We start from the raw sequence: 18,941 nt of genomic DNA, 5'->3' as shown, positions 1-18,941 counted from the left end.
TTAGTCCCTAATATAGTAAAAGCCCCAATCTCGGGGCTTTTATTTTTAGAGTATTTTATAAAAACATCGCTATAAAATATTGGAATTGCTTATCCCGCTCATCTATATGGTTATCGCTGAGCCTTTGGATAATAGCACCTTCAATCATCTGTAAAAATAGTTTAGCCTCATCATAAGAAGTATACGCTTTAATCATTTTTAGCTGACTATAGATTTCATTGGTGAGCCACATTCTATATCTCACCGCAGTTTGATAAGCGTTTGGATAATTATTTTTAGTTTCAAAAATGGTTTTCAATAATAGGTAATACATTCCTTCCAAGTCCGTATGTAAGTCATATAGTGTTTTGAGTTTTTCTCTCACACTTGAGTCTTGGTCATATTCCACAGTTGCAACGACTTTATCTTGTAGCCGTTGTTTTTGCACAAGTAGGCAGATTTCAATAAACCGCGCTTTGGATTGAAAGTAATGATAAAACGTCATTTTTGTAATTTCAGACTCTTTCACTATTCTGTCAACACCAACAAGGTGAAATCCGTATTGATGGAATAAATGAATTGCATGATTCACAACTTTTAAAGCACGTGTAGAAAGTACTAAAGGTGACATATTTGTACCGTTTAAAATAATTTTTTGTTGTATATAAAAGAGATAGAAATGCCATCACTCTTAAATTGAGCAGTAAAAACGGGCATGCAAAAGCGGCACAATAAAGATGTGCTCGCCTATCTCGGGTTTATTGTTGCTATGATTTTTGAGTCGTAACGATTCTTAAGGTGCAGAAAACCTAGAGTCGATTAAACCGTTTTATAGACTGTTTAAATGGTATGAATAGAGAGACTTTGGCAAAGGCCAATAAATGAGAAGAAATAGTACGCATAGCGGACTCCTTTGGCTATAAAGAAGCTTCACCACATTACTGTCAAATAATGGTGGTGAAACGAGAGAAGGTTGACAGACTGATAGCCAAAAGATCAGCACACCCGAAGGTGTCCCCCTCCCGTTCCACCGCAGAGGGGGCACGCAGGGATGCCCACAAAAAAGAGAGACTTTTTCGTGTGCGTTGGCTATCCGACCTGTCAAAGTCGACTGGCAATGTAGGCCAGCAGGCAAAGCATAATCGGAGGGGTTTAGAGTGTCAATGTGATATTGGCTAGAAATAAAGCTTTAAAAACTTTAAAAATAATTTTAGTAAAATAGTTTATTAATCTAATACAGAAGCTTTTTTTCTGGAAATTTACTTATTATGAATAAAATAAATATCTATAATAATTTTAGTTTTTAAAATTAATTGCATTACTTTGGATATAAAAAAGAGATAAAGATGACTACAGCCGAAAAATCAAAAAGAGATTTATTTTTAGAATGTGATTGGTCTTATGATCTTAAAAAATACAAAAACTATAACTACACATCTCTTTGTTTGAGCCTTCATCAAGCTGCAACTGATATGCAGGAATCGGGAAAGATTAAACATTATGAAGTTCTTTTATTTCTTTCATATATTTCATCTTTATCTTTTGTTCCTGAAAGACAACATGAGCCATATAAGGATCCTTCAGAGAGTCTAAGGGAGCAATTAGCAGCATTTAGGCCAGCCCATATGATAAATGAAGACTTTATATTTTTAGAGTCAATTTTAGATGATGTTAAACATCCTCTACTAAAGGCTAGATTAGCGGATTTGCTATGGGTTTATAATAAACCTAAAAATCATCTTCATGCCCGTAAAGCAATTGATGCTTATATAGAAATACCGATAGATCAGAATTGGAATGATAGTATTGAGTTAGGTTGGGACCGAGCCATAACGTTAAGTTTGCAATTAAGAGATAACTCCCGATTAGATAGGATTAAAGCAGAAATGTTTGATGCTATTAAAAGAGAAATATCAAAACCTGAAAGTCACTTTTTAAGCCTTACAATTGGGCGAATGCTTCATAGAACTGGGATAGACAAAGATTATAGAGAACTACTTGGACAATTATTTTTTACTCATGCGGAATGTTTGAAAGGCAAACATAGTTATGGGTTAGCAAGACAATTTTATGAGTTGGCAGTTAAGAAATATTATCAGCTTAAAGATGTAGAAAGCTGGGCTAATTCACTATTAGCAATTGCACAATGTTTTGAAATGGAAGCTGAAGCTTTTCCAACTCCAATGCAAGCTCATGAATCATATGAAAGAGCATTACTTGCCTATAGATCAATTCCTAATGAGAGTCGAAAAACATTAGGAATAGAAGATAAAATAGACGAGATTCAAAGAAAAATAGCCAAAGCTGGTGAGGACTCATTAGCTTATATGGTTGAAATTCCATATCCAAAGACTGATTTCTCAGATGTTGAAATAGAGGCAAAAAACTATGTTAGCGGCAAAAGTGGGGCAATTAATGCTTTAATTTATTTTGTAAAGTTATACCAAGGCCCAAATTATGAAGAGATTGAAAATAATGCAAAACAAGCTTTACACCAATCATTTTTTTCTGGTTTGTATTCAGTAAAACATTTGGATCGTGGGGGGCGTGTTTTTGCTAAAAGCCCTGCAACTAATAAGTTTGAACCATATGACGGTTCAGTAAATGAAGAAGTACTGGAAGGTAAAATACTCGAATTATTTAAATTAGAAATTTCAAGAATCGTTCAACATATGGTTATGCCTGCTTTAGAGCAAATAACTCATGAATATAGAATTAGCAAGGATCTATTGAGGGCTATTTGCGAAGCCTCTCCTATTATTCCACGTGACCGGATTATGTTAATGGTTGATGCACTTTGGTATGGGTTTGAATACGAGTTTGCTGCTTCAATACACTTACTATGCCCTCAAATTGAAAATATTGTTAGGGTTCAGCTAAACAATAAGGGTGCTATAACTTTAACCCGTGATGAAGATGGCGTGGCAAATGAAAATGGATTAAGTACACTAATGAAGCACCCAGAAATTGTAGGAATTTTTGGTAAAAATCTTTCGTTTGAGATTGAAAGTATTTTTAGTAAAGCACTTGGGTATAACTTAAGAAACAATGTCGCTCATGGTTTATTGAATGATGCTGAAGCCACAAGTTCAGTTGGATGCATATATGCTTGGTGGATGACGTTAAGAATAATATTAAAGAACTGGCATTATAAACAAATTAACTTTGGTTGATTTTTTGCAGTAGTGGCCCTCACTTGAGGGCTTTTTTATTAAACTGAGTAATTCATTACTTAGATGCATAAAAGATAAATTTAAGTAACTCATCTGAGAAATTATTCATATGCTTTCTAAGAGTTGAAGAATGGGCATTAAGTACTTCTGAATGCTTCATATATTCATTTTTATCATTCTTATCAAATGCAATGGCATGTAATTTGGTATCAGTATGCTCTAAAACTTTCATTCCTCTATAAGCATTTAATCGTGTTGATTTATATAACTCATATTTATAAAACATGTCGTTAAAAGCAATTTTTAGATCTTCATCTTTTGAATATTTGTAAATCAAGTGACAATTTTCTAAAATTCTATGCATTTCGATATCTAATTGTTTTAATAATTCTTTGGAAAGATCTGTTTCAACCATCTCAATGTTGTCTAATATTTTTTTTAATAAAGTTTCTCGATAATCTTCATCTATGTGTTCATGAATTTTAGCGGCGTTAGTTAGTTTGAAAAAAGATTCTTCGGACAATCTTGATAAAACCTCACTTCCTTTTTGCTCTCTCCAAAAATGGAAGGTATAAATTAATGCAATTGATGGGAATAACGTTGCAGACCAGATCATAAGATTTGTAGCCGTTCCTCTATCAATTTCTTGAACATATACTTGCATGATTGCGTACAAGGCCAAACATAGGGCTAATAAGCATAGATAAATAAAAGTTAAATTAACTACAAGATTTTGCTTTTTCTGCATTTTTAGAACTCTAACTTTCTTTATGGAGTTATTCTAAATTATTTAATTCAAATACTGTTACTAAAATGTCTAAACAAGTTTTCTCTTACTGGAGCGGTATTCTTTGTTCTATCTCTCCTCCTATTCAGTTTAGCCAAATGCATAGAATTAGACAGCTTCTTAATGTGTATTCTCTGATTTAACTAGTAAATTCATACACCGATAAAATGAATAATAAAATCCATTTTATCGGCTTGCCTACAGAGGCTTTTTAAGATTCCATTTTATTTTCTAATATAGTTTGGAAACTCTTTTAAAACCGTACTACATAATTGGCCTTTCATATCTTCACGTTTGCGTGCTTCAAATTGGTCCATACCTAATCTCATAACTTCTCTACCATACTTTTCACCTAGTTCATGTTTGGTACATTTGTCGGCTTCATGAACTAATTCTTGTGAAGTATAGTGATAATTACAATCAAGTTGAGCACGGCTTAAAAAACCATGTAGTTGTACTGCTCTCTCGCAAGTTGTTCGCTGTATATAAGTTTTAGGCTCTTGTTCAGCATAAGCTGATGTTCCTACCAATAAAGTGAAAACTGTTACTAAAAAATTACGCATTATTTCCCCGATAAAATTATTAAAAGTATGAGTGGTAATGTTGCGGGCGTATTAAATAATAATTGTTTACAAGTGTCTATTAATAACAATGAAATTATATAAATCCTCTTATCTTTTGAATATTTCATCACCTTACTAAAAATGTGGAATTAATTTTTAATGAATAAGTGATATAAGTTTTTATAATTATCTTTATTAGTTAAATTAAATTATTATTCTAGTTAGATAACATTCTATTAAACTTAATAAAAGAGATTATAAAGCTATATAAGAATAGTTATAAAATAAAAATGAGAATTAACTTCATTGAATCAGTGCATTTAGTCTTTTGAAAGAGTATGCGATAGACATGCAAATAGATTTTTTTAAATAAAACTAAGATATATGTGAAAGTTGTTTTTTAAAGCAATTTTCGAAGCAAAAAATGCTCAGATTTAAATTTTTATAAGATCCGCAAAGAGCACTGTTTAATTATACTTACCAAAACAGTGCTCTTTACTCTTTTATTTATTCGACATGTTCATCATTTTAGAATGATCCATTTCACTCATTTTAGAGTGATCCATTTGAGACATATCTGCCATATTGCCATGCTCATGCTGCGTATGGTCTTGCTGCATTTTTCCATCATTCTTCATGCTACAAGGTTTTGTGCATTTTTCTTGTGCTTTAGAATTTGGCTTGATTTCCGCATTCGCAGCCGTTGTTTGTTTTGCATCTGCTGCCCAAGACTGGGTTCCAGTGATTAAAGCACCAACACACATAAGCGTTGTTAAACTACGGTGAAATAGAGTTTTCATTTTTAGATCCAAAAATTAACTTTATCTAAATACCCTATAGGCTTCCAACGGACATCTAAGTGACCTGAAAATGACATTTTTGTAATCTACACCGAATCATGTCTTTATAACGTTATTATGTTCTAAATGAATAATATGAGATTTTTTATAAATGAGAATCTTATTGGTTGAAGATGAAATAAAAACAGGTGATTACCTTAAACAAGGTTTATCTGAAGCTGGATATATTACCGATTGGGTGACTGATGGATTATCAGGTAAACATCAAGCTTTTGTAGAAGAATATGACTTGATTATTCTGGATGTGATGTTACCGAAATTAGATGGTTGGAGCATCATTAACGATATCCGAAAAAGCGGCAAAACTATGCCCATTCTTTTTCTTTCAGCACGTGATCAAATTGAAGACCGAGTGAAAGGTCTAGAATTAGGTGCCGATGACTATTTAGTAAAACCTTTTGCTTTCGCGGAGCTACTAGCCCGTGTAAAAAGCCTACTCCGCCGCGGACAGCAAAAAGAAGACAGCAATATTATTAGCATTGCTGATCTTGAGCTTGATTTACGCAAGCGCCGCGTCACTCGAGCGGGTCAACGTATTGACTTAACAGCTAAAGAGTTTGCATTGATGGAATTATTCATGCGTAGACGTGGAGAAATCTTACCTCGTGCTCTTATTGCATCTCAAATATGGGATATGAATTTTGATAGTGATACCAATGTTGTAGAAGTCGCTATTAAACGTTTAAGAAATAAAATTGATAGTAATTTCAGTCCAAAGCTAATCCAGAACATACGTGGAATGGGTTATGTTTTAGAGGTTGAAGATGCCTAATAAACTGTTTAATGCGATCAGCTTTCGTATTGCAATTCTTTTTTCTTGTTCTACAGTTATTATCTTAATGATTATGGGATTGGTCATTCATCAACTCGTCATGCATCATTTCGAAACTCAGGATAGAACTCAATTAGAAGGTAAAATTCAACTTGTAGAAAATCTACTTGAGCAAAATTATCACAACTCATCTGAACTAAATTTATATTTAAAAGATGCCTTAGTAGGACATCATGATTTAATCGTACAGATTGAACGCCCCACGGGCCAAATTATTTTTAGCTCATCGCCTACCGTGATTAAAAGTAAAACACTAATCAAATCTAAACATGGACAGTGGCTTGAATGGAAAGTCCAAAATAAAATTTATCATGGCTTAGTTTATAAAAAATCTTTCGATCAAAATAGCGCTATTCCATCGGCTCAAATTATTGTAGGTATTGATACATCTGAACACATACATTTCTTGAATGATTTTAGACGTCAGCTTTTATCGATTGGTGTAATCGGTACAATTTGTTTAATGCTGTTAGGTTGGTTTGCTGCTTGGCGAGGCCTACGCCCAGTTCAAAATATGGCAAAGGTTGCAGAAGGTATTTCGGCTCAACATCTTTCTGAAAGATTAGATGTCAATAAAACACCAACTGAATTGAAATCGTTAGCTATCGCATTTAACGATATGTTAGACCGACTAGAAACAGCGGTAGATAAACTCTCGGATTTTTCATCTGACCTTGCGCATGAAATTAGAACACCGATTAATAACTTGATGACTCAAACTCAGGTTTGTTTATCGCGTAGTCGAGATATCACCACCTATCAGGAAATTCTATTTTCAAATTTGGAAGAGTTTGAACGTTTAGCCCGAATGGTTTCCGATATGCTGTTTCTTGCCAAAGCAGAACATGGCTTACATATTGCAAACTTACAGGAAGTAAATCTATTTAAAGAAATCTCGGGATTATTTGATTTTTATGATGCGATTGCTACTGAAAAGGGAATGTCACTAGAACAAACAGGTCAAGGTTATATTAAAGGTGATCCTTCAATGTTACGTCGTGCGTTTAGCAATCTTTTATCAAATGCAATCAAATATGGTAAATCAGATTCAGTCATCAAAATTAAATGCCAACAAAATAATGACCAAATTGAACTCACAATTGAAAATGAAAGTCCCCCCCTATCACAAGAACAACTCACTCGATTATTTGATCGTTTTTATCGTACAGATACATCAAGACAGCGAGTTGAGGAAGGTACAGGTTTAGGTCTAGCAATTGCCAAATCTATTCTTGATGTACATGGAGCGACCATACAAGCCAACTATGATGATGGACATATCATTTTTAAAATTATCTTTAAAAGTTAAGAGTATTTTTACTTTCAGATATTTCTTCAAATCATCTAATTAAACAAGATGACTAACTCTGAAAAAGTCTTTGTTCATAATAAATTATCAGTTTTTAAAATGACAAAAATGTAATTTTGAAGTCATCAACGTGATTCTTTTTATGCTGAATAATAGACGTATCAAAAGTGTGATTAATCAAGTACGTCCTTGATTTTAATTCGGTCACAATCCAGTCAAATATTAGTTCTAAAAGGATGAAAAATGAAGATTTTTTATAATAAAATGACTGCTCTACGCAATGTTTTAGTAGGAGCAACTATGCTTGTTTCTGCGTCGAATGTATTTGCACATGTGAAACTTGAAAGCGCAATACCCGGTATTAATGCATCTATAGTCAACCAGCCTAAAAATATAACACTCAACTTTGCTGGTGAAGTGATGTTAATGAACGTTAAATTGCTTGATGCTCAACGTACAGATGTCCCTTTAAATTACCAAGTGAGTCATGATTTAAAAAAATCATTTAAATTTGCTGTACCTCAACTTAAGAAAGGAAAATATACGGTAGCTTGGAGCACAATGGGTTCTGATGGTCACAACATGAGTGGCGAATATACTTTCACTATTAAATAAAACAAAAAATAAAAATTAAGAATCAGCATGCTATTAGCTCAATAGCATGTTGATAAAGTGAAGGAGCGAAATATGATTTCTGAAACTTGGATATATGCTACTTGGTTAATTAAGGTCTTTTTATATCTGGGTGTTTCATTTGTTATTGGGGGTACCTTTTGCTATTTATTGCTTGGTCACTATGTAGAACTGAAACGCATTATTATTAAATATATCGCGATTGGTACAAGTTTAGGGCTTGTCTCTAGTGTTTTAGGTTTCTTCATTCTTATAGGAAGTTTTGCTAATACGGGTCTAGCTGGTATGTGGAATAATAACTATATCAACATACTCATAAATACCCCTATTGGGCATGCTCATATCATTCGATCACTTAGTTTTCTGCTTTTATTCATCTTTATGCTAGTAAAATTAAACAGTCGTACTTACCAAATTTCTAAAATTGAAGGAACAATTTTCGCTCTCTTACTCATCCCAATTATTTTAAGTTTCTCTCAATTAGGTCATGTCACAAATTTATCCTTATTTGCTCAAGCTTTACTTTCAATACATGTATTTGCGATGTCTTTATGGATGGGCTCACTCTATCCCTTATGGAAAACAAGCAGACTAATAAATGGACTCCCGCTACAAGAAAGTATGCACTTATTTGGAAGAATTGCAGGCGTTCTTGTTGGAATTTTAGTGGTCTGCGGAGCTAGTATTGCTTTGTTACTGATTAAAGATTTCAGTACACTCGTTAGTACTCCTTATGGACATGGATTCGTTATAAAACTGCTCTTTGTTCTCTGCATTTTATTACTAGCCGCCTTTAATAAATGGTATTTCACCCCTCATTTACAGCATCCAAAATTTGCAAACCAGTTAGGCTATGCCATTTTATTTGAAATGTCATTGGGTTTAATCATAATCTTAACAACAGGTTACATCACAACTGTCGTTGGTATTGAATAAAAAATAAATACAAATTTAGAGAGTGAGTGTCTAATAGTTTTGATAGCTTAATTAAATTAAGTAAACGTTCAATTTTGGTCAGAGTAATAGTTCTTATTAGATCCGCAAAGAGCACTGTTTAGTCACCCTTACTGAAACAGTGCTCTTTGCTCCATCACAACTCCTATCCAGTAGAGTCCGATGCATAGAAATAGTGTATGGCTGTCTCACTTAAAATGTTGACTGTATTTTCAGTTTTTTTAAATGATCTCAGCATAAAAATCACGTATATTAAAAATTAACAGAAGAATCTTCTTTGGTTTATATTTTGAACAGCACAGAATACACACTAGATCGCATAGATCGGAAAATATTATCTGCCCTTCGTGGAAATGGCCGCTTAACAGTTGCACAACTCGCCGAAGAAGTTGGGCTTTCATCTTCGCCCTGCTGGACTCGACTCAAACGTTTAGAAACTCTAAAAATTATTGAAGGCTATACGGTAAACGTAAACCCAAAAGCCATTGGCATTCACGAGTTATTCTTTATTGAAATTACGCTTGAACGCCACGACGACGAAATGCTAGAAAACTTTAGTGAAGCTTTGGCAGATATTCCTGAAGTGGTCGAGGCGCATTTAGTTACGGGTGACTATGATTACTTGGTGAAAGTGGCCGTAAAAGATGCCGAACATTACGAACGCTTTTTACGTAAAAAGCTCTATTCGATTAAAGGTATTCGGCACACGCGTTCAACCTTTGCTTTACGACCACTTAAATCTGCTAATACTGCCGACTTAATGTTGATTGAATAATTGACTTATATAAGCCGCTTTAGGTGCTTCATTGTTTTAATTTGATTTTATTCAATGTTACACATAAAGCCTTCTTGTCGGCTTCTTTTAGCTGAGGGTGCTGAACTGGCCACATATAGCTACAGCCATGCGGTGCCTTGTTATTATTTTTCTTGAGTTCATAGGCAATATTTTTTAGAAGTTCCGTGTTTAAAGAACTAATTTTTAAACGCACTTCGCTTAAGTCCTGAGGCTTCCAGTTGGTTTCAGGGCTAGACAACCAATCTGCTCTATATCGGTACTGAATAGCTTTGGCTACATTCATTTGTGTCACTATAAACGGCTTTACCGTTTCGCTATTCAGTCCAAAAGACTCGGCTTCAGAAAGTGATTGGTCAAGTACTTTCTTTTCTTGAGCTAAATCTTCAATCGGTAAATGCTGCTCTGCTTTATAGCCTGCAACATCTTTCATATAAGATAAGCGCTCATTAACTAAACGTGCTGCTTGATCATATTGATATGCTTGTGCCAGTGAAGAAAAGCACATCAAAGCTGCTACTGTAGTCGCTACCTTAACCGTTTGTTGAGCATTCTTAATATTTAACATTTGAGTACCTATCGAAATTATTGTTGTGCTGTCATTCCAAAGCAGTACTCTATTTTAAGAACACTCGAAAGTAAAATCTCACGATACGCTGAGCTCTTGGCTCCATGCAGAATCAGATTGGTGATAGATGTGCTGACACACTTGTTTAACAGATGAAATAAAGTGCGGGTTTTGTCCATCCCATTTTTCCAACATGCAATACGTGACATGTATGCCTTTGGGCTGAAATTCTCTTGCCAACGACTGCGATAACGCTCGAATACTCGCAAACATACTTTGGCTTAATACATCGTGGTGAGCAGAATGATGAGATGGCGCTCCAAGAAAAATAACTGTACCCCGCTGCTGCTTTAACATGGGTTTAAGTACGAACTGCGACACGCTCACGGCACTTAAACCTGTGGTCTGCCAACTATGCTCAATTTCTTCTAAAGATAAAGCTTCAATATTTGATGCAGATGAAAAATTTGGCTGAAACACGCATAACTCAATGGTATGACGATGCTCTGTTATATATTTCAGCAGACTTTTTAAATGCTTAGTTTTTACCAAGTTTAAGCGGACACTCGTCATGCCATCATTTATAGAACTTACTTGTATGTTCCGAACAGTAGAATCATGTATGACTTGATATACATGTAATGGAGCTTGATAGTTTTTATCTAAAATTACCAAATCATGGTCGAGTAGTTCTATATCATGACCGGCCACAACCACACAGCCCTGCTTTTTTTGAAACTTCTGAAATATTGTTTTTAGCATATTCGTCTCTCAAAATTTTTCTTGGTATGGGCGTAAATCTAACTCATGTGTCCAGAGTTCAGGGCCTTGCAGATAAAGCATCCAATAGTTTTCTGCTATTGCATCAAGATTAAGTCCGCCCGTTCCACGTGTAAGACGCGCTAAACCGCCTAGCCCAAATAAAGCTTTATTAATTCTGTCACCATTCACCATTCCATCAATAATGACATGAGCAATATGAATGCCTTGTGTTTTATATATTTGAGCTAGATTTAATGCGTAAGCTCGCAACGCAGACTTGCCCATCGTAAAAGCAGCAAAAAAGGGTTTGCCGCGTAAAGAAGCACTCGCTCCCGTAAAAATAAGCGTGCCGTGATTTTGTTCTTTAAAAATTTTTAAGCAGCTTTGAGAAACCAAGTAAGCCGATAAAAACGTGGATTGCCACATATCATTAAAAAACGATAGCGGGCTGCGTAAAAAAATTGAGGGAATATTTCCCCCAACATTATGAATAACAGCAGTAATACGTTCATTTTGACTAGTAACGGTGTCAAATAGGGCCTGTACTTGATTTATATCTTCGGCATCCAAACGAAATGCGGTAGCTTCACCACCCTTTGTATGGATTTCGGCCGCGACTGCTTCAATTTTCTGGAAAGTTCGCCCAGCAACGTAAACTTTTAATCCTTCTCTTGCAAAACGATGACAAACGGCTGCCCCAATTCCCTGTGAAGCCCCGACACCAATAACAACTGCACAATCTCGTGTTTTATCCGGTGTTGCTAATGACATAGTCGTTTCACCCTGTTTGTTTTTTATACCATAAAGCAATAAACGGACGATTCAAAATTTCTTTACTAAACTTTTTACTTGTTCGAACGACTTCACCAAGTTGAGCAACCACGGCAATGTCTGCAATCGTCTGGTTATTTCCCACCAACCATTCACTTTGTGATAAGACCTGCTCAATACGGTCTAAGTGTTTAATAAACTCTGCTTCAACATCCTCGGCTTTCATTCGGCCCAAGCCCTGAAAGAAAAGCTGTGTTTTTAATTCGGCTAGAATAAAAGCTTTCACCATCGGCTTTTCATACGCTGGGCGACCAATGCTACTAATACGGATGGCTTCCTCTAAAGCTTCCGAATCATTTACCCTTAAATACACTTCATAAAAATAAAGAGACTCATCTGCCCAGTCTTCCCACAGTTCGGCAAGTGCTTTTTGATTTGGATCTGCGGGATAAAGTCGCGGTGTATCTGGATAGGCTTCATCTAAATAACGAGCAATACGAGTACTGTCTTGTATACGTTGTCCTTTATGGTCAATCACAGGTACTTTGCCCACTTTACTCAGCAAAGGAACTTTGGCACCAAGAATGCCGTTATAGTTTACTGTATCAAATGGGATACCCTTAAATTTCAAAGCCCTTGCAACTTTTTGACAAAATGGAGAAATTTCCCACTGGTGCAAAATAATACCCGACATTTGTTCACCTTTATTTTAATTGCCTGTTTTACTTACTAGTTCCTTTTTGGAACCAAAAAATAAATATACAGAATACCCTTTTAAGTCAAACCATTTTTGATGACGGTCAAGTTTCTAAAACTAAGAATTATTTGATTTTTATTATGATTAAAAAGAGCTTTTAGTGTTTACGTTATCTTTTAATTTATAGTCTTTCGCAAAGCTATGTACCCTAAAAAACTAAGATACATAGCTTGGTTAAGTCTTTTCTTATAAAGCAACACCACAAATGTCTTTAGTCCCTGTTGGGTAAGTAAACTGCATTTTTGATTTATCTGTAATTAATTGAAGACCCACTGTTTTACCAGTTAAGGCCGAGTTAGCGAAATGATCTTGGTTAATTGCTCCCATGAAGCTGATATATTTTAATTTATTTTCCATATTAAGATTTAAGTAGCCGTAATTTACACCATTAACAATATATCCAATCTGTTTAGTATTTTGATTTACATAAATTCCGACTCTAACCTTTCCATCAGCTGGTACTTGTACCGGATTACTGGTTCTATTAGCACTTAAGAGTGTTAAATGACCATTTCCATCAGATTTATATGTAACACCTAAAGAAACAATTGAGTCTCCATTTAAAACACCTGAATAGTTATTACCTTTTGCAAACATTAAATTTAATGTAAATTCCACCTTAGACTCTGAAGATCCAGTAATAACAAAACCATACTCATACATCTGAGAAGTGCTACCAAGGTTTACCTTGAGATTATTCACATCAAAAATGAACTCCTGACTAAAAATATCTGAAGTAGTAATAGGTTTATCTACTATGGCAACATTATCTGGCGTATTAGAGGTATATTGAGTTTTAAACTGAATATATTTTTTTGAAGCTAAAAGCTTATCGACATCTTTATTTGAATAATAATTTATAACGTCATAACCAGACTGATTCGTATTATTTATATTAGCAACTTGCTCTGCATAACGATAATTAGCTGTGTTTGCTCCGTTTGCTGCTTCAAAAGCTTTTATGTCTTGTAAGGTCGCATCAAAGCTATAGGTACACTCAGCAAAAGAGTTACTCATACCCGAGATACCTATTATTGTTGCTAAAATTATCTTTTTCACGTCATTATCCTTTTTTATATTTGAACGTTTAGTATATATAAATACATAAATAATTTGATTAAATCTGATAAACGGCATTTTTAATAAGACAACAATATATTTATTAATTCTAAAAAAGCACTATCTCTTTTGAAGAAATAGTGCCTGAGGCAATTAATAAGTCACTGTAACAACAACACTATCAGAGTAGCTACCAGGTCTACTTGCAATCGTAGTACCTTGCGGAATTTTTCCATAAACTGTAGTGGTTTGAGCATTACCTGTTCCAGTGCCAGATACTCCTCCCGTTCCCCCAACGCTATTCACTCCACCCGTAGCATCCCACACCGAACTATAGTTAGAATCTTTATATAACTGATAGGGAATAAACTCATTATTACTATTGGCCATACGCCTGAACCCTCCGCTTATACGGTTATTGCCATCCCCTAAATAAATCGAATATGGCGTTCCAGAGTTACATGTCGTATTTACAGCACCTTGAGTCGTGTAGTCACGCTTAGTAATACCAATATCATTAATATTGCCGAAATCGACATTTGAGGTTGAGTTTAATTGGCAAAGCGTAGGTACCACAAAGTTCGCTGTTAACGTTACATTTCCAGAGCTCCAACTGATGACATCCCCTAAACATAACGCCGCTAGAATATCCATATCCCAAAACAGTTGAACCGTAGTTGTATAAGTTCCTTGAGGATATGCAATAAGCGACCCAGTTCGCGCTGGTACTTTCACATTTACCGAGTAACTAAGAATATTATTTGAAGCGACAGTGACCACTGGACCATACCAAACATTGGAAGTTTGGTTAGTGGTAGAGGAACCGGCTCCACCTACAGTTGCAGTGACTGTATACGGTAACGATACGCTATTATTCGCACTGGTTGTTCCTGTAAATACTGTCTTCATACACATAAATGGAGAGATCTGAATTATTCCTCCATTCGTGCAAGTAATTGTTCCCGAAAAGTTTACAGTTGCATCACTATTAATATTTGCTGCTGTGTAAATAAACGTATTATTGGTCGTTCCAGCTACCGTACAGGCAGCATGCGTTGGACTGAAAAATGCATAAACAAGATAAAATAAGCAAATACCTATAAAGTATTTTAAAGATAAGAAAATTTTTTTATAGCTCTCTATTTGAGCCTTATTCATAATATTTAATGACATATATAAGGTCCCAATTTCTTAGTTGAGTACTGATTACTGTTATAAGTGAAGTTAACTTGGCATGAACCATGATCGAGAAGATCTACTTCAAGTTTGTTTTGTTGTAATAGGTTGGGAACAAATACTTCACCATCGTAGCCCACTATTGCATCTTGCTGCCCATTAATTCGAACGCTATAACCCGGTAATAATGGTGAATTGTTTTTATCAACGAGTCTCACTAACCCAGAAACGACCTGATGTGCACCGAAGTCAACTAAAGTCCCTTGTCGATATCCCACCATTGCTTTTTGATCTGTAGATTTAACATTCCAATTTAAAGGTAAATAAGATGGATCTAAATAAATATGGTTCTCTCTATAGGGCATGAGGCTTGGAATAAGAAACCTTCCGGACTTATCAGTTGTTCCTAAATTTATCCCACCATTGATAATCTGGCTTTGCGGTCCGGCATTGGTAACAACAGCATAACCATCTCCAATTTCGTTGGACGCAAAGACGCGTCCTGCCGCTGCAACTAATGATCCTGTCGCTGAAAGTGCAACTTGGTCGTTATCTCCAATTCGGTTATAGCGGCCTGTTAGGTATGCAGCCCGTGCTCGGTAAGAACCATAGATCGATGCATTATTGTTATGTGCATCTTGATCTCGCTCAACATATCCACCCCATCCAAATGAACCAACTTGCGGTTCCGATAGAACAAATACTTCTTGTCGGTAAGTCAGCCTACCACTATCGTTAGATACGCTAGAAATTGCATTAACTCTGGTAGATGGCGTATAGCGAAGTGCAAAGTAAACGCCATAGTCCTTATGGTTTTCATAATCTTTATAAGCTGAACTATAAAAGCCCCAGTTCTTGTTCAGACTTCCGCTTAAGTTAGCAGACAGTAACTTATACGAATTATCACTGTATTTGATCTGGTTATAGCCGACATAAACGCTATAGCCCGCATAAAAGTTATAGTTAATCCCTGCCCTAATAATCTCATCTGCCAGTGCACTGTAGCTCAAATAATTTTGTGGCTCAGAAGTAATCTGGTTTTCTTTTAAATATCGAATTTGAGACACACGGGCTAAGTCAAAATAGTTATCGAATACTTTGCGGTAACTGGTATTAAACGAAATATTCTTGCTAATACGCCCTTCTAAACCAAGTAAGGCAGAATAGCCGTTCTCATCCTTATACTGGCTTGCTGCAATGTCGGCATTAATCACTCCAACACCAAAAACATTCTTGGCAAAACCTGTGCCTAGATTCGACAGGCCATCTGTTGAAGCCTCCGCACCACCACTTAAAGTCAGTGAGTTACTGTAGCCATAGCGAATCGCGCCCGAAGCAAAGGTAGCATCATCATAATCGTTTGAGTACAGCCCATAGTTGTAGCGTGGAACCCCAACATCCACTGAAAACTCATTTATACCTTTTGCCAGAATCTTCGATGAAAAATAGTAAGGTTTTTTAGTAATAGTTTGCCGACCTGTCGCATCGGTGGTCACCAGCGTGACTTCATTTCCTGAAATAAACGGCAGCTGTTTAATATCAAAAGGGCCTGAAGGAACAAGGCCTGAATAAATCTTTTGCTGGTTAACGTATAAGTCTAGTGTTGAAGGCAGTGCCGCTGAACCTGAAAACTGCGGCAGCGCCGAGGTAACAATATCACCACGTTGGGTATAAGCACTCGACCATTGCAAACCGGCAAGACGTACACTACTACCCCAGTCAGAACTGTTGGAAATAAAGTCACCTAGGGTATAGATTCTGACTTTCTCAGGGGCTACATATTGCCATTTACTTTCCAGACGTACCCATTTTTCATGGCTATAGCTCGTTTCATTACTACCGTTGTATAAAACGCCTGATGAAAAATTACCGATGCCGCTATTAAAAATACCTTCAGCCGAACCAGAGAAAATACTCTCATCATTGGTTATGGTGTGATACAGGCTGTAATTCAGGAGTGCAGCATTTAAGGGTTTCATTTTTAGCAGACTGGAGCTAGTGGTCTGTTGACCAGTTAAATCAACTGAGTAACCCATTAACATGTTTGACGGAACTTGTAAGTTCAGAGACTGCTCATTTTCTAAGTACTTAAACTGGATTCCTTTAAGTTCGTTAAGACATACCCATTGGCTATCAGGGATATGTTCATCCATTTTCACTCTTAGCGTTTTTAAGTCACCAGAACGAATATATAACTTTCCATCTTTAGATTGTTTTACGGAAAACAAATCTTCAGAGGTATTTGAATTAATAGAAATATTTAAAAATAGCTGAGTGAAATCATGTTCTTGCTGCTGTCCATTCGTCTTTTCATGCATATATTTATTATTACTTCCTATAGACTTAGGAACACTAGGAACTGCAGTATTTGTATGATCTAGTAACTGTTCAGCAAAAGAATACGTTGGAAAATACGCAACACATAAGACACCTATAATATATTTCATATAAGCCTCTTAAAGTGTGGTTTTCTTACCATTAACTGTCAGAGAAATGCTGTATTTATGATTGGGCTGATATGTAAAATTATTAACTGAATAGCTTCGTGCTTGGTTTGCAAGAATGTAGCCATTCACGGTATTCACTTTAATCGGATAACTCTTATTTTCGGTGTTATCTATAAGTGTTAAGTCATTTAAAAGTGCATGTCGGTTTCCAATATTTCTAATATTTAAAAAAGCTTCCTTTTGATGAGTATCAATTTTCCAATTTAGTTGAGTAATCGCATCTTTATTGACTACAAATACAGGCAATGATGAGCGAAGTAATACATTTACACCTTGAGAAGCTTTACGGCTATCAACTGGTTTTGGTAATTCGTCAATAATAATACGATAGGTTTTTTCACCAGAAATCGGCTCCGGATTAATTCGGACTACCCGTAAATTATAAGACTCGCTAGGTTTTAGCTTTAAAAAAGGTGGGCTAATAGTGATTTCATCTGTAGGTGTTAATTGATCTTGTCCATTATTTTGAGTCCATTCAAATATACGTGCCTGTAAATCAGCACTTTCATTTGACTGATTATATAGACTAATTGAAGAAGCTTTTTGATGACTTAAAATTTCTACACTTACTGGTGAAAGGCGGATTGTAGCGGCGTGAATAGTGCTAGATAAAGATAAGAATAATCCCGTAATAATAAAAATATTTTTTTTCATGTTTTACTCAAATATATCTTTTTAATATATTAGCCCTTTCAAAAGGGCTAACAGCTTTTCTAATTTATACAACTTAATAAGTTACCGTTATTGTTACCGTATCAACATAACTACCCGCACTCGGCAGTGCTGAGCCAGCAGGAAGACGACCATATACATTCACTGTTTGTACTGCACCACTACCTGTTCCACTATAAGCGGTTGTTGCTATCCCAATTGCGGTGGCACGTCCTGTATCCGAATACAGGTTATAAGGAATATATTCATTACTTGCCGCCCCTCCAATCATACGTCGTTGGGTTGATAAAACATTTTGGCCACCATCAAACGACAAAGTCCATGGCACAGTATTGTTACAAAGAACTTTAATTGAAGTACCACCTGTAGTTGAGGTATCCGCATCAACATTACTAGTGAGAGAACTCAAAGTACCAAAGTCCAAAACCGCATTTGTTGTAGTACCTGTTGCAGAGGTATTAAGGACACAACTATTTGTTACTGTCGCCTTAACAGTTAATGTCCCCGTCGCTGTAGCGGCATTTGCTGCGTTCAGGGAAAATAACCCTACAGCTATTGCCGAGAAATAAAAAAAAGTCTTTTTCATGGCCAAAACCTTTTAAATTAAATTGTCGAATTAATAGATATAAAAAAATTAACTCTTATTCTTACAATCATTTTTTATTTGACTGCTCTTTTAAAGCTTATTTTTTATCCTATTTTAAATATCATACATAAAAATAATTAAAATGCATAAACTTGTTATTATTTTTATTTCTATTTAATAAAATATAGTTACTTAAAGTT

19 protein-coding genes are annotated in these 18,941 nt (G+C 35.5%); 6 read left to right on the top strand and 13 right to left on the bottom strand.

All coding sequences use genetic code 11. The features are described 5' to 3' along the window. Nucleotides 1-55 precede the first annotated feature (55 nt). Nucleotides 56-610: a TetR/AcrR family transcriptional regulator gene (locus tag NE363_RS07485; protein ID WP_445536175.1), complete on the bottom strand. Its 555-nt coding sequence runs from the start codon at nt 608-610 to the stop codon at nt 56-58. 715 nt (nt 611-1,325) lie between these two features. Here NE363_RS07485 and NE363_RS07480 point away from each other — a divergent pair. Continuing rightward, the gene (locus NE363_RS07480; protein WP_445536174.1) at nt 1,326-3,152 is read left to right on the top strand and encodes a DUF4209 domain-containing protein; all 1,827 of its coding nucleotides are present in this window, start codon (nt 1,326-1,328) and stop codon (nt 3,150-3,152) included. Nucleotides 3,153-3,207: 55 nt separating this feature from the next. Here NE363_RS07480 and NE363_RS07475 read toward each other — a convergent pair whose 3' ends face one another. From NE363_RS07475 to NE363_RS07465, 3 genes are all read right to left on the bottom strand, one after another. Further along, a complete protein-coding gene (locus NE363_RS07475) occupies nt 3,208-3,900 on the bottom strand; it encodes a hypothetical protein (RefSeq protein ID WP_445536173.1) in 693 nt (230 codons plus the stop codon). Between the two features lie 263 nt (nt 3,901-4,163). Beyond that, entirely contained in the window at nt 4,164-4,502 is a 339-nt protein-coding gene (locus NE363_RS07470) for a hypothetical protein (RefSeq protein WP_191001454.1), read from the bottom strand. 503 nt (nt 4,503-5,005) lie between these two features. Continuing rightward, complete coding sequence (locus NE363_RS07465) at nt 5,006-5,302, bottom strand: hypothetical protein (RefSeq protein WP_445536172.1); 297 nt, start codon at nt 5,300-5,302, stop codon at nt 5,006-5,008. A gap of 151 nt (nt 5,303-5,453) precedes the next feature. Between NE363_RS07465 and NE363_RS07460 the strand changes: the two genes are divergently transcribed. The 5 genes from NE363_RS07460 to NE363_RS07440 all read left to right on the top strand — a co-directional run bounded on the left by NE363_RS07460 (nt 5,454) and on the right by NE363_RS07440 (nt 9,865). After that, a complete protein-coding gene (locus tag NE363_RS07460) occupies nt 5,454-6,134 on the top strand; it encodes a heavy metal response regulator transcription factor (protein ID WP_445536171.1) in 681 nt (226 codons plus the stop codon). Next, nucleotides 6,127-7,503 (top strand): heavy metal sensor histidine kinase, encoded by a 1,377-nt coding sequence (locus tag NE363_RS07455; RefSeq protein WP_445536170.1) that lies wholly within the window; start codon nt 6,127-6,129, stop codon nt 7,501-7,503. The genes NE363_RS07460 and NE363_RS07455 overlap by 8 nt, the downstream gene beginning before the upstream one ends. Before the next feature lie 243 nt (nt 7,504-7,746). Continuing rightward, nucleotides 7,747-8,118, top strand: coding sequence for a copper resistance CopC family protein (locus NE363_RS07450; protein WP_445536169.1), 372 nt, complete (start codon nt 7,747-7,749; stop codon nt 8,116-8,118). 72 nt (nt 8,119-8,190) lie between these two features. Continuing rightward, a complete protein-coding gene (locus NE363_RS07445) occupies nt 8,191-9,072 on the top strand; it encodes a copper resistance D family protein (RefSeq protein ID WP_445536168.1) in 882 nt (293 codons plus the stop codon). A 307-nt stretch (nt 9,073-9,379) separates the two neighbouring features. After that, a complete protein-coding gene (locus NE363_RS07440; RefSeq protein ID WP_031944456.1) occupies nt 9,380-9,865 on the top strand; it encodes an Lrp/AsnC family transcriptional regulator in 486 nt (161 codons plus the stop codon). Between the two features lie 28 nt (nt 9,866-9,893). Here the strand turns inward: NE363_RS07440 and NE363_RS07435 are convergent, their stop codons facing one another. The 9 genes from NE363_RS07435 to NE363_RS07395 all read right to left on the bottom strand — a co-directional run bounded on the left by NE363_RS07435 (nt 9,894) and on the right by NE363_RS07395 (nt 18,741). Further along, on the bottom strand, nt 9,894-10,451 hold the full coding sequence (locus tag NE363_RS07435) for a chorismate mutase (protein WP_445536167.1): 558 nt from the start codon (nt 10,449-10,451) through the stop codon (nt 9,894-9,896). Nucleotides 10,452-10,529: 78 nt separating this feature from the next. Then, nucleotides 10,530-11,213: an SDR family NAD(P)-dependent oxidoreductase gene (locus tag NE363_RS07430; protein ID WP_445536166.1), complete on the bottom strand. Its 684-nt coding sequence runs from the start codon at nt 11,211-11,213 to the stop codon at nt 10,530-10,532. A 9-nt stretch (nt 11,214-11,222) separates the two neighbouring features. Then, on the bottom strand, nt 11,223-11,984 hold the full coding sequence (locus NE363_RS07425) for an SDR family NAD(P)-dependent oxidoreductase (protein ID WP_445536165.1): 762 nt from the start codon (nt 11,982-11,984) through the stop codon (nt 11,223-11,225). A 7-nt stretch (nt 11,985-11,991) separates the two neighbouring features. Next, nucleotides 11,992-12,678, bottom strand: a complete 687-nt coding sequence (locus NE363_RS07420; protein WP_445536164.1) for a glutathione S-transferase — start codon at nt 12,676-12,678, stop codon at nt 11,992-11,994. Nucleotides 12,679-12,927: 249 nt separating this feature from the next. Then, nucleotides 12,928-13,800 (bottom strand): DUF4882 family protein, encoded by an 873-nt coding sequence (locus NE363_RS07415; RefSeq protein ID WP_445536163.1) that lies wholly within the window; start codon nt 13,798-13,800, stop codon nt 12,928-12,930. Between the two features lie 153 nt (nt 13,801-13,953). Further along, a complete protein-coding gene (locus tag NE363_RS07410) occupies nt 13,954-14,973 on the bottom strand; it encodes a Csu type fimbrial protein (RefSeq protein WP_445536162.1) in 1,020 nt (339 codons plus the stop codon). Continuing rightward, nucleotides 14,964-17,423, bottom strand: coding sequence for a fimbria/pilus outer membrane usher protein (locus NE363_RS07405; protein ID WP_445536161.1), 2,460 nt, complete (start codon nt 17,421-17,423; stop codon nt 14,964-14,966). Before NE363_RS07405 ends, NE363_RS07410 begins: the two co-directional genes overlap by 10 nt. A gap of 9 nt (nt 17,424-17,432) precedes the next feature. Next, nucleotides 17,433-18,137 (bottom strand): fimbrial biogenesis chaperone, encoded by a 705-nt coding sequence (locus NE363_RS07400; protein ID WP_263613991.1) that lies wholly within the window; start codon nt 18,135-18,137, stop codon nt 17,433-17,435. A gap of 73 nt (nt 18,138-18,210) precedes the next feature. Next, complete coding sequence (locus NE363_RS07395) at nt 18,211-18,741, bottom strand: Csu type fimbrial protein (RefSeq protein WP_445536160.1); 531 nt, start codon at nt 18,739-18,741, stop codon at nt 18,211-18,213. Nucleotides 18,742-18,941 lie beyond the last annotated feature (200 nt).

It is taken from the genome of Acinetobacter sp. G18 (assembly GCF_052660225.1).
The sequence above is the reverse complement of the archived record's forward strand: the minus strand, read 5'-3'. Positions and strand labels throughout refer to the sequence as shown.